Annotated in this window: 11 protein-coding genes; 8 read left to right on the forward strand and 3 right to left on the reverse strand. The window is 40.2% G+C overall.

Annotated elements, in window-relative coordinates:
- Window positions 1-40 precede the first annotated feature (40 nt).
- Window positions 41-601 (forward strand): TetR/AcrR family transcriptional regulator, encoded by a 561-nt coding sequence (locus MKY29_RS03290; protein WP_093493652.1) that lies wholly within the window; start codon window positions 41-43, stop codon window positions 599-601.
- Window positions 602-652: 51 nt separating this feature from the next.
- Window positions 653-1168 (forward strand): DUF2798 domain-containing protein, encoded by a 516-nt coding sequence (locus MKY29_RS03295; RefSeq protein WP_340879003.1) that lies wholly within the window; start codon window positions 653-655, stop codon window positions 1166-1168.
- 89 nt (window positions 1169-1257) lie between these two features.
- On the opposite strand, the gene MKY29_RS03300 is transcribed toward MKY29_RS03295, so the two are convergent.
- Complete coding sequence (locus tag MKY29_RS03300) at window positions 1258-2064, reverse strand: TIGR00266 family protein (protein ID WP_090564685.1); 807 nt, start codon at window positions 2062-2064, stop codon at window positions 1258-1260.
- Between the two features lie 158 nt (window positions 2065-2222).
- On the opposite strand from MKY29_RS03300, the gene MKY29_RS03305 reads away from it, so the two are divergent.
- From MKY29_RS03305 to MKY29_RS03330, 6 genes are all read left to right on the forward strand, one after another.
- Complete coding sequence (locus MKY29_RS03305) at window positions 2223-3713, forward strand: aldehyde dehydrogenase family protein (protein WP_340879004.1); 1491 nt, start codon at window positions 2223-2225, stop codon at window positions 3711-3713.
- Between the two features lie 4 nt (window positions 3714-3717).
- Window positions 3718-4875, forward strand: a complete 1158-nt coding sequence (locus MKY29_RS03310; protein ID WP_093493656.1) for a saccharopine dehydrogenase family protein — start codon at window positions 3718-3720, stop codon at window positions 4873-4875.
- A 2-nt stretch (window positions 4876-4877) separates the two neighbouring features.
- Window positions 4878-6071, forward strand: coding sequence for an acyl-CoA dehydrogenase family protein (locus MKY29_RS03315; protein WP_093493658.1), 1194 nt, complete (start codon window positions 4878-4880; stop codon window positions 6069-6071).
- Window positions 6072-6408: 337 nt separating this feature from the next.
- On the forward strand, window positions 6409-8520 hold the full coding sequence (locus MKY29_RS03320) for a beta-propeller domain-containing protein (RefSeq protein WP_340879005.1): 2112 nt from the start codon (window positions 6409-6411) through the stop codon (window positions 8518-8520).
- Between the two features lie 165 nt (window positions 8521-8685).
- Window positions 8686-9429, forward strand: a complete 744-nt coding sequence (locus tag MKY29_RS03325) for a threonine/serine exporter family protein (RefSeq protein WP_276517630.1) — start codon at window positions 8686-8688, stop codon at window positions 9427-9429.
- A 12-nt stretch (window positions 9430-9441) separates the two neighbouring features.
- Window positions 9442-9891, forward strand: a complete 450-nt coding sequence (locus MKY29_RS03330; RefSeq protein ID WP_090564672.1) for a threonine/serine exporter family protein — start codon at window positions 9442-9444, stop codon at window positions 9889-9891.
- A gap of 478 nt (window positions 9892-10369) precedes the next feature.
- On the opposite strand, the gene MKY29_RS03335 is transcribed toward MKY29_RS03330, so the two are convergent.
- Complete coding sequence (locus tag MKY29_RS03335; RefSeq protein WP_093494147.1) at window positions 10370-11386, reverse strand: aminoglycoside phosphotransferase family protein; 1017 nt, start codon at window positions 11384-11386, stop codon at window positions 10370-10372.
- Window positions 11376-12452: a ribosome small subunit-dependent GTPase A gene (rsgA, locus tag MKY29_RS03340; protein WP_139219668.1), complete on the reverse strand. Its 1077-nt coding sequence runs from the start codon at window positions 12450-12452 to the stop codon at window positions 11376-11378. The genes MKY29_RS03335 and rsgA overlap by 11 nt, the downstream gene beginning before the upstream one ends.
- Window positions 12453-12716 lie beyond the last annotated feature (264 nt).

Here is a 12716-nt window from a genome sequence, read left to right on the forward strand (position 1 = left end):
TACAAACAGACCCGTTGGTATGTTAGGAGGAAAAATAGCTATGGATACTAAATCACTCTTGATTGAAACTGCTACAATTCTTTTTCAGGAAAAAGGTTACAAAACTGTAGGACTCAATGAAATTTTAAAAGCTAGTAATGTTTCAAAGGGTGCCCTTTACCACCACTTTCCAGATGGCAAAGAAGAACTCTTGATAACTTGTTTACACGCTCTAAAAGAAGACATAACCACAGATATTGAAGCTATTTTTAGTAAGCATCTTACAACTAAGGACGCCATAATTTCAACGATTGATACTTTAATAAATAGCTTTGAAAAAAGAGGTACTATTACTGGCTATACATTTAGCAGTATTGTTAGTGAAATGGCAACAATGAGTGAACCAGTTCGCAAAGCGTGCAGTGAGTTATATGAAAATATTGAACGCATCTACTGTGCTAAGCTATTATCCGATGGCTTTTCGGATGAAACAGCTGCCTCTGTATCGTTATTGTTGACTGCTTCGATTGAAGGGGCCATGATGCTTTGTTTAACGAAACAATCTACGAATCCTTTAAAAACAATTGCAGAACTATTACCGAACTTGTTGGAGAAGCTATAAAAATGGAATTTAAAGCGAAGGTCTTTACTAAACTTTGAGAGGAAGAAAAAAATGCATCAAGAAAACAGACTACCAAGAAATGCAAAGGAAGGCCTATTATTCGGCACAATTATCTCAACACTTACGGTTATATTCATGACCTCCTTAAATATCATTCTCTCTTTTGGAGAATTTAACGGAGAAGTTGCTTTAACCATCTTAAAAGCGCTACCGATTATTTGGGTTATTGTTATGATCATTGAACCAACTATTTTTGGGCGTATTGCAGAAGCTTTAGTTAAAAAATTCACTAAGCCTACGGATAGCTTCAACTCCAAAATTTTATTCCGAATTCTTTTTACCGTATTAGGGATGTCTGCAGCTATGACACTTATTGGTGATATTGTAGGAAATGGCTTTAGAATGGAAATCTTCAGCAACTGGTTAACGAATTGGCCGCGTAACTTCGCAATCGTACTTATTGCAGAAAGCTTAGTAATTCAACCTATTGCCCGTTTTGCAATGGTAAAATTACATGAATCTCAGGATGGCAAAGCTCAAGCAGAAGCTGTTGTAAGTACAAAATAACTAACAAAAACGCTCAGACATATTTTGTCTAAGCGTTTTTTCTTTTCACTATAACTAAAACATCAGCAGACATTGTTCAATGTCTGTTTCTATTTTCCACCCAGTAGGTCAAATAATCCTCCTGCTATACTGCCTTCACCTTTTGAACCACCACCTGGTGTTTGAGGGGCAGCAGCAAATACTTTACTAGCTAATCTGCTAAATGGAAGTGATTGGATCCAAACGGTACCAGGACCACGAAGGGTAGCGAAGAATAATCCTTCTCCACCAAATAAGGCTGTTTTAACTCCCTTGACCATTTCGATATTGTAATCTACATCCGCAGTCATTGCTACGAGACATCCAGTATCTACTCGTAAAACCTCTCCTTGCTGTAGTGATTTTCTATGAATAGTTCCCCCTGCATGCACGAAAGCTAGGCCATCACCCTCAAGTTTTTGCATAATGAAACCTTCACCACCAAAGAAACCTGCACCTAGCTTACGTTGAAATTCAATGCCAATCGTAACCCCTTTAGCTGCTGCTAGAAATGCATCCTTTTGACAAATAATTTTTCCGCGGTATTGGCTTAAGTCCATAGGAATAATCTTTCCAGGGTAAGGTGATGCGAAGTAGACATGTTTTTTGCCACTACCAGTATTGGTGAATGTTGTCATGAATAAACTCTCTCCAGTAAGCATACGTTTACCTGCACCCATTAATTTACCCATAAGTCCGCCACTGCTACCACCCGATCCTGATGAGCCATCGCCGAAAATAGTTTCCATTGAAATACCGTCTTCCATCATCATTAAGCTGCCTGCTTCTGCAACAACAGTTTCTTTTGGATCCAATTCAATTTCTACAAATTGCATATCGTCTCCATATAGTTTGTAGTCTATTTCATGGTTATTCATAATCTTGCTCCTCCCAAATTGTTATTACCCAATTATACGATATGAAAGGTAAAAAGTTTCATTCTAAAAATTCAAAATTATTAAAGGTATTTACAAATAATTATCGAATGTATTATTAATGGAAACGTTTACATTTTAAAGTGAAAAGAGGGAATAGAATGAAGTTAACAAATTTTATTGATGGGAAATGGCAGGATGTTGGTAGAACGGAGTATACCCCAGTGTTTAATCCTGCGAATGGGGAACAACTTGCAGAGGTTAAGCTATCTACAATGGAAGATGTGAATATTGCAGTGGAAGCCGCAGTGAAAGCTCAAAAAAAATGGGCACTCGTTCCTGCGCCGAAACGTGCAGATTATTTATATGAGATTGGTAGAATAATGAAAGAAAAGAAAGAGCATCTAGCTCAAGTATTAACAAAAGAAATGGGAAAAGTGATTGAAGAGGGACGTGGAGAAGTACAAGAAGGTATTGATATGGCATTATATATGGCTGGAGAAGGTCGTCGTTTGTTTGGTGAGACTACTCCATCTGAACTTGCAGACAAGTTTGCGATGAGTGTCCGAGCACCTATTGGGGTAGTGGGACTCATTACTCCTTGGAACTTTCCGGTTGCCATTGCTACTTGGAAATCATTCCCTGCTATTGTTGCTGGAAATGCATTCATTTGGAAACCGGCAACGGAAACTCCTATGATGGCATATGAAATGGCTAAAATCTTTGAGGAAGCTGGTTTACCACCTGGAGTTGCTAATGTTGTTTTTGGATCAGGTTCTCAAGTAGGTACTGCAATGATTGAGCATCCGGAAGTGAAAGTTATTTCATTTACTGGTTCTACAGAAACGGGGAGTAAAGTCGCTGAGCTCGGTGGTCGTCACCTAAAAAAAGTTTCCCTCGAAATGGGTGGGAAAAATGCAGTAATCGTCATGGAGGATGCAGATCTTTCATTAGCAGTGGAAGGTATTTTATGGAGTGCCTTTGGAACTGCAGGACAAAGATGTACGGCATGTAGCAGAGTTATTGTGCATAAAGATGTAAGAGAAGACTTAGAGAAAATGCTTCTCAAACAAATGGAAAAACTAACGATTGGCGATGGATTAGATGAAACGGTCAAAATCGGCCCAGTTATTAATAAAAATGCTCTGGAGAAAATCCATTCCTATACAAAAATAGGACAAGAGGAAGGGGCGACTCTCTTAACGGGAGGAACAATTTTAAATGAGGCAGAGCTAGCAAAGGGGAATTATTATGCTCCTACTCTTTTTACTAACGTGACACCGAATATGCGAATAGCGCAGGAGGAAATATTTGGTCCAGTAGTTTCCTTGATAGAAGTGAATTCACTAGAGGAAGCAATTAAAGTAAATAATGGAGTGAAGTTTGGACTATCCAGCTCCATCTATTCAAGAGATGTCAATAAAGTATTCCATGCACAGCGTGATTTGGATACTGGGATAGTTTACGTTAACGCAGGAACAACTGGAGCAGAAATCCACTTGCCTTTTGGAGGAACAAAAGGGACTGGGAATGGCCATCGGGACTCAGGGGTAGCAGCATTAGATGTGTATACAGAATGGAAGAGCATATATATAGATTACAGTGGGAAATTACAGCGTGCACAAATAGACACTCAAGTAATAGGGGGATGATTACATGATAGTTGCTGTATTAGGTGCAGGGTTAATGGGAAAGGAAGCAGCTCGTGATTTAGTATTAAGCCCGAATGTGGAAAAGGTTTTATTATGTGATTTAGATGTGGGACAGGCAAAAATGTTTAAGGAAAGATTGCAAAATTCCAAAATTGAAGTATTAAGACTTGATGCAAACGAGGACGATAGTATACGAAAAATAATGAAGGAAGCGGATGTAGTAATAAACGCATTATTTTATACGTTCAATGAAAAAATAGCTAAGCTTGCTGTAGAAGTAGGGGTACATTCTATCGATTTAGGTGGGCATATTGGAGGGGCGACAGATAACGTCTTAATACTTCATGAAAAGGCAAAAGCAAAAGGAATTACGCTAATACCTGATTTAGGTGTTGCTCCAGGAATGATCAATATTTTGGCTGGATATGGTGCTTCCAAACTCGATGAGGTAAATACTATTCGATTGTATGTCGGAGGAATTCCAGTTGAACCTGAGGGTATCTTTGGCTACAATATCGTCTTCTCATTGGAAGGAGTTTTCGATCATTATACAGATGCTTCACACGTTATAAGAGAAGGAAAACTTCAGGAAGTTCCATCTCTTACAGAAGTAGAACCGATTACCTTTGAGGACTATGGTGAACTAGAGGCATTCCATACAGCTGGTGGCACTTCAACTTTAGCAAAATCATTTCCGAATGTAGATACGCTTGAATATAAGACAATTCGATACAAGGGGCATGCAGACAAATTCAAACTGCTAGTAGATTTAGGGTTAACGAACAAAAAAACAGTCGTCAATGTAAACGGCAATATGGTAAGAGCACGAGATGTATTGAAGGAAGTCCTAACCCCACAGTTATTACTTGGGGATAAAGAGGATGCAGTATTGCTGCGAGTAATTGTTGAAGGTTTAAAAGATGGAACCCTTACCAATTTCACGTACGAAATGGCGACTAAAAAAGATTCCCTTTCAGGTGAAACCGCAATGGCTCGAGCAACAGCCAATACTATTTCAGTTGTTGCACAAATGATTGGAAATGGAGTTGTTAAAAATCGAGGAGTATATCCTCCTGAGCTAATCGTTCCTGGAGAATTATATATCCGAGAAATGGCAGCAAGAGGCGTAGAAATAAGAGAATCCATTACTAGAGGTGAGTAAATATGAACTTTGACTTCTCAGAAGAACAAGTGCTGTTGCGCAAAACGGTTCGTCAATTTGTAGATAATGAAATAATTCCTCATATTGCAAAATGGGAAACAGATGGCGCATTTGATCCTGCCATATGGAAAAGACTTGCAGATCTTGGTTTGATGGGTGTATGTATACCTGAAAAGTATGGTGGAAGTGGAATGGATTATAATTCACTTGCTATAGTTTGTGAGGAATTGGAGCGCGGTGATACGGCTTTTCGGACAGCTGTTTCGGTTCATACTGGTTTAAACTCTATGACTTTAATGCAGTGGGGATCAGAAGAACAGAAGCAAAAATATTTAATACCACAGGCTACTGGTGAAAAGATTGGAGCATTTGGCTTAACAGAACCAGGTGCTGGTTCGGATGTAGCTTCAATGTCTACAGTAGCAGTGCAAGATGGTGACGACTATATTTTAAATGGTCAGAAAACATGGATCTCACTATGCGATGTGGCCGATCATTTCATCGTATTTGCTTATACGGATAAATCCAAGAAGCATCATGGAATCAGTGCATTTATCGTGGAACGTACGCTAGATGGCTTTTCATCTAAAGCCATTAAAGGTAAATATGGCATTAAGTCAGGAAATACAGGAGAAATATTTTTTGATAATATGCGCGTGCCAAAGGGGAATCTTCTCGGAAAAGAAGGAGAAGGGTTCAAAATTGCCATGTCTGCCTTGGATAATGGTCGATTCACTGTAGCAGCAGGAGCAGTTGGGTTATCGCTAGCCTGCCTGGAAGCAAGCGTAAAATATAGCAGAGAGCGTCAAACATTTGGTAAAGAGATTGGCCGCCATCAGCTTGTTCAACAAATGATTGCCAAAATGGAAGCTGGACTCCAAATGAGCCGTCTCCTTGTATACCGTGTAGGCGAACTAAAAAACAAAGGTGTCCGAAATACAAGAGAAACATCGCTAGCAAAATGGCAAGCATGTGATTTTGCCAATAAAGCTGCAGATGATGCGGTACAAGTTTATGGTGCCTATGGATATTCAGATGAATACCCAGTAGCAAGATACTTGAGAAACTCAAAAGCCCCAGTTATATATGAAGGAACGCGAGAGATTCATACGATTATGCAAGCAGAATATGTTCTCGGTTACCGAGAAGATAAAGCACTCAGTAATATGCTACCGACATGGCCATTTGATGAATAATTATTAGATAATCGGATAAGTCGCTTTCAAGCGAAACAATCGTCAACTAAAAACGCAAGAATGTTGTTTACCACTCGTGGATAACATTCTTGCGTTTTGCTTTGCAAATGATTGAGCATGGCCGGGAACATCTAAATCCTTGATTACCTCAAGTATGCTCCATACCTAATTAGGTGAAAATTAAAGTAGCTGTACATAGAGAGGTATATTTTCGAATGTTATTAAGATGAAGATCTTTTTAGTTACCTACTTTCAGAATTTTCTTTCTGCAGGTGTAACTAATTCATTTTTAAAATGTCTAATGAGTTAACAAAGAAAAAAGGAAGGGTGATCCATATTGAAAAGGAAGATTGTTTCAATAGCTGCTATAGGGTTGGTTGTAAGTTTAGCTAGTTTATTTTATTTCACCAAATTATCGGTGACAGCTCAATCAGTTGTATTATCTGGCCAGGTTTTTAAAGCATCTTTTTCTTCCGCTCTTGGTAAAGATGCATTGAAAACTGGAGATGTGTATGTGGAGGACCAGCAAGGTAAGAAGGTGGATGCAAAATATTCACTCACTTCAAATGGCAAGTCTTTAGAAATTGATGGCTTGGATGAGGGCTCATATACTTTGCATGTGAAAGATAAACTTGGAATAACAAAAACTGATTTTCCTTTTCGAATATATAAAGAGCTACCAACCGTTCAATCGCAAGAGGAGCTAAAAGCCCATTTTAAAATGGTAAGTAAGTTCCAAAATATCCCACGTGAAGAAATTGCAGTAATGGAGGATTCGGCAACCGAAGAATCTTCGGATGCGAAGAGTAGCAGTGATTATTCTTCAACGAACAATCAGGTTGAGGGAGTAGATGAAGCAGATATAGTAAAAACAAACGGTACTCATATATTCTCAATAACGGAAAATAACATTGCTATCGTCAATATAGAAGATCCAAAGAAAATGAAAGAGGAAACTAAAATTCGTTTAGAGAGCGATTATTATCCAATGAAGCTATTCCTAACCGATGAAACGCTAATTGTTTTGGCTCAAAAGAATTCTATTCAGGCATTACCATATGAACAAAGTACCGAAGATATAGCACGTATGTCTATGCCAATGGATTCAATGACGACAGCGTTGTTTTATGATATTTCCAATCCATCCGCCCCGATATTACAAAGAGAGGTCGGTACGGAAGGGCATATGTCCGGAACTAGGCTAACCGATGGTACACTCTATTATGTAACAAATGTCTACCCAAATTTTTGGATAATGGAAGAACAAAAAAATACAGAGTTGCGTCCGTACATCTATGATTCTGAAAAAGGAGATACTGTGCAGCCTTTACCTTACAAGGATCTCTCCATCTTACCAAATTCTAAAGAAGCGACTTACAGTATAATCACAGCATTAGACATCTCTAATCCTAAGAAAAATGAAGTAATAACAAAAGGATATCTGGGTGGAAGTGAGCAGTTGTATATGTCGAAGGATAATCTATTTTTAACAACAAGTATTTATGAAGATGATGCTACTAACAATAAAATGCTTTGGAATCCAGGCTCTATGGATACGGAAGTATTCAAATTTACGCTAGATAAGACAACGATACAATTTGTAGCCTCTAGTCGGTTAAAGGGGCATATCCTAAACCAATTTTCCATGGATGAGTACAATGGTTACTTCCGCGCAGTAACAACTAAGGGTAATAATGGGGATGAAAAGGAAGTATCTGAAAACAACTTATTTATATTAAATGAAGGAATGAACTTGGTTGGCTCACTCACTGGCCTTGCAAAGGATGAAAGAATTTATTCTGCAAGATTCATGGGTGATAAAGCTTATATGGTTACTTTCAAAGAAACAGACCCCCTATTCGTAATAGATGTTGCTACTCCTACTTCACCGAAAGTGTTAGGCGAATTAAAGATTCCAGGCTTTAGTAACTATTTGCATCCATTGGATGAAAACCATCTTATTGGATTCGGCTATGAAACAAGAATAGATACACAAAGTGGTGGAAAAGAGCCACTAATCGTGACAGAAGGTATGAAAATTTCCTTGTTTGATGTAAGTGACTTAGCAAATCCAAAAGAAAAAGATACAGAAGTGATAGGTGATCAGGGCACATATTCGCCAATACAATATGATCATCATGCGCTTTTTGAACATCAGAAGAATAACTTATATGGATTCCCTGTTTCTATCTACGAAAAACTTTCAGGACAGGAGTATTCTAATTTCAAACAGGATGGAGCATTAATCTATGAAATAACACCAGAAAATGGCATTGAACGAAAGGGAGACTTACTTCGTCCAGAAGTTTCAGGTCAAATGTATGAGGATTGGGAAAGTTCAATCCAACGAATTGTTTATGCAGGAGACACAATTTATACAATTGCGATGAAAGAAATTAAAAGCTATAATATGAATACTTATAAACAAACTGGATTAGTAAAGTACTGAAAGTGGCTACTATAGTCACTTTCTTTATTTTTTTATTAAGTCAATTTCATAATCAGTTTAAAACCTACTTTATTATGGTATGAAAGTGAAACTTACATCAGTATTTGTTTTTTCACAGTTGGTTCTATAAGATTAGCTTAAATGGAAGAAAGAAGGTGTTTCTCATTGGCTGCGGATTATGAATTGGTAGTGGAAAGCTGTTTACTTGCGGGGCGTTTAATGATGGAAAGTGGTGCTGAAACGTATCGAGCAGAAGATACGATGGACCGCATGGCTATTTCACAGGAACTTACCCAATCTCAAAGTTTTGTCACTCCAACTGGAATCATTTTTAGTGGAAATAAAAACCTTCCAACAAGATTAGTACGAATAAATGCAAGAACAACTGATTTGGGGAAGATAGCCTCTGTAAATAATATATCTAGAAAATTAGCTTTTGGGGACATTACGATTGAAGAGGCATATAGTGAGCTCAAACAGATTGAGGATGAACATGAAACCTATCCTTTTTGGATTCAAATAGTTGCAGCAGCGATTGCTTCAGGTGCGTTTCTCTTATTGTTCTCAGGGAAATTACTCGATGTACCAACTGCCCTAATTGCTGGAGGTATAGGTTATGCGGTATCAGATCGTTTAGAGGTAAGGACGAGAGTAAAATTTTTCGCAGAGTTTTTTGCAGCATTCATCGTAACAGTCATAGCAACCATATCTGTTGCTAGTGGCTTAGGTAGTGAATTAGATAAAATTATTATTGGTTCGGTTATGCCACTTGTTCCTGGTCTACTAATCACAAATGCGGTTCGAGATTTAATGGCAGGTAGTTTCGTGTCAGGTCTATCAAAGGGAGCGGAAGCCTTTCTAACAGCGTTTGCAATTGGAGCAGGTGTCGCGCTAGTACTATCACTGTAGGGAGGATTCGTATTGATATATGTAGCTCAAGGTATTTTAAGTTTTATCGCTGCCGCTGCCTTCGGTATAGTATTTAATGCACCTAAAAAGTCATTGTTTTACTGTGGAATAGTGGGAACGACAGGTTGGATTGTTTATATGTATGTTAACCAAATGAATCAGGATCAGGTTAGCGCTTCATTTGCGGGAGCTTTTACCGTTGCATTCGTATCACATATAATGTCTAAAAAATTTAAAATGCCGATGATTATATTTAGTGTTGCAGGGATCATTCCGCTAGTTCCTGGAGGCACTGCCTATAATGCCATGAGAAGTGTTGTGGAGAAGAATTATCCATTAGCTCTCGAATATGCTTCTCTAGCCTTACTAATTTCGGGGTCCATTGCAATGGGCTTAGTATTTGCGGAAATAATTACTCAGCTTTGGACAAAAGCAATTGTTAAACTAAAAACAAAACCGTGAACAAAGAGAATTTTTCTTTGTAGTTTCAAGATAATAAAGTTGTTGAAAAATGTAAGTCATGTTATTCAACAATCGGGCCATTTTGTTTAAATGGCAGCAACTTAAACTGTTGCTTTCCGTTTCGGCGCACGCTTTCCACGGGCACGGCTTCAGCCTCCTCGTCGCGAAAAGCACGCTCCTGTGGGGTCTTCAGCTCGCGCTGGTCCCGCAGGAGTCGGCGCCTACACTTCAGGCAACGGCAAGTACTATATATAAAGCATCCATTCATCAAACTTGCCATGATATTGAGTTACTCGACACATGTGGCAGCAGAGTGATGCCGCAAACGTTTGTCAATTCCTCTGTTGATTTATCGACTGGAATATTCTGCGGAGTCTACGACATCACAAGCAAGTCGCCGGCCACGAGCGAATGAAATAATGAAAGAAACTCCCAAACCCAATAAATTAAAGGGTTTTTGGAGTTTCTTTTTTAGAAGTCAACCCTGCACAGGGGTGGTCTTCATTTCATAGATATTTTGGAGCGTAAGGATGTGCTTTGTCTTCTCGTCATCATCCTCTGTGTGGAGGTACGACTCCACAAGCCTGTACCCGAATACGAGAAGGATCATCTCATAGATGCAATTATCAGTTATATGGGATACATCCACATACTCCGAAAATCCTTTATAATACGCAGGGACGCACCGGTGGTAGTATTCGACCATGTGATTGATATCCGATTCATCCGCAATCAGGCTTGCTAGATCCTCTCCCAAGTAACCCCACCCGGAGGTGTCCCAATCAATGAGCGCGATTTTCCCGTCGGCATAGATCAGGTTGGTCACCCAGAAGTCCCTGTGGCAAAGCACGAGGGGCAGTCTCTCTATGCGGGCTAGTATCTCGTCTGCGTGCTTATCGATGTCGATGAGCATTTGCCGTAAGTGCTGCGGCAATTCGCAGTCTTCCGAGCGTATATAATTGTAAACGACCGGCCATGACCGGTAATGCAGATACGTATTTTTCATGAGATCTGTATGGCTTAGGTTGTTCAGTCTCTGCAATACAGCGGGCTGCTCCATATACAGTTTACCTTGATAGCGTCCTAACTCCAGCGCAGCCTGTTCATACATGTCACCGGTCAAGTCTAAACCGGTTACGCCATCGATATATTCCAGCCACAGTTGAAATTCATTTTCATCGGCATTAATCTCGGCGTGATAACATGTCGGCCAGCGGAAGGCATCCGAGAACGTCGCTCCCAAGTCGGACGCATATAGATCATATTCCCGTCGCCATGAACTTGGATCGCCGTAACGCTCCCATTTCTTCTGGATTTTTAGCACGATACGGTATGGCAATTTTTCACCATCCGCGGTTTCGGCGAACCCCTTTGTTAGGTACACATTTCCCACCGTTCCGCCCTGTAGTTGCGTGGTTTGGCAGTCGGCATAAGTGATATCCTTCTTGAACTGTCTGCTTAATGCATAGATCAGCGTTTCGAATTTAATAATCATTTCTTCCATCCCCCGTATCTCTTCGTTTACTCTGCGTATCTATTCTTTTATTTCGAGCCCTCTTGTCGATGGGGTAGCTCTTTTTGCCTTGGACATACTTGTTCTCATGCTGCTGGGCAACATATTGCTTCCACCGTTCAAGTGGCAACGAACCATCAGCAAGTGCGGCAAGAACGGCACAGCCTGGCTCGGTCTGATGACGGCAATTCTTATATCGGCATTGTTGGAACCATTCCTCCACATCGGTAAAGCTTGCGCGTATACCTTCATCAGCATCAAATAGCCCAAGCTCACGCATACCCGGCGTATCGATGATCATAGTACCGGAGGGGAGCATGAACAGCTGACGGTGAGTTGTTGTATGTCGCCCTCGGCTGTCATCCTCTCGGATTACCTGAACCTTCATTACGTCCTGTTCCATCAACGCATTGAGCAGAGAGGATTTACCGACGCCGGACATGCCGAGAAAGATGATTGTTTTACCATGCATCAAGTAGGGAGTGAGTTCATTAAGACCTGCACCTGTATGACTGCAGATTGCGTGAACAGGAACATCAGGGATGCTTTGTGTAACTTCTGTCAGCGCGAAATTGTAGTCTTCCACGAGATCAGCCTTGGTCAGAATGACGACCGGCTGGCCACCGCTCTGCCTGACTTGTGTCAGGTACCGTACGATACGGGAGACACTGAAATCCCAATTCAGAGAAGTGAGAATGAATACATAGTCAAAGTTGGTTGCAACGACCTGTTCCCTTATGGTTTTAGCATAGCCTGCAGCATGCCCTGAGTAATCCGCACGAGAGAATTTAGAGCGTCGGGGCAGAACAGTAACGATGAGAGAATCTCCGTTTTCGTTGTAGTGCAGCAAGACAAAGTCACCGACACACGGAAAGTCTACACGTGTTTCCGCGCTGTGATAGAACGTTCCTTTGAGTATTGCCGTTACTTCACCGTGCTCGGTCACTACAGTGAAGCGCTTGCGCTGAAGTTCCATCACCCTGCCGGGCAATAATCCGTAGGGAATTGCTTCTATTTCTTTGTAGCCATAGGTTTTTAAATCAATCATGGTTTTTGTTAGCTCCTTTAATATTGTTTTTTGGACGCAAAAATGCCACGGACAAGCAGCCTCTAAAGAAGCTACTGTCGCGCGGCATCAGGACGCAAAAAAGATACGATCTTCATCGTATCTCGCAAACAGCAATATTCACGAAAGGTTACTTTGGAAGGCATGCCAAATAATACGGGCGTTTTCCCGTTTTTTTGCGTATGCCTACTATTCAGTTTTAAGACCAAACCACCATATAAGTAGTTGCCATTAAAAACATCTCCC

The organism is Psychrobacillus sp. FSL K6-2365, assembly GCF_038003165.1.
Classification (GTDB): domain Bacteria; phylum Bacillota; class Bacilli; order Bacillales_A; family Planococcaceae; genus Psychrobacillus; species Psychrobacillus psychrodurans.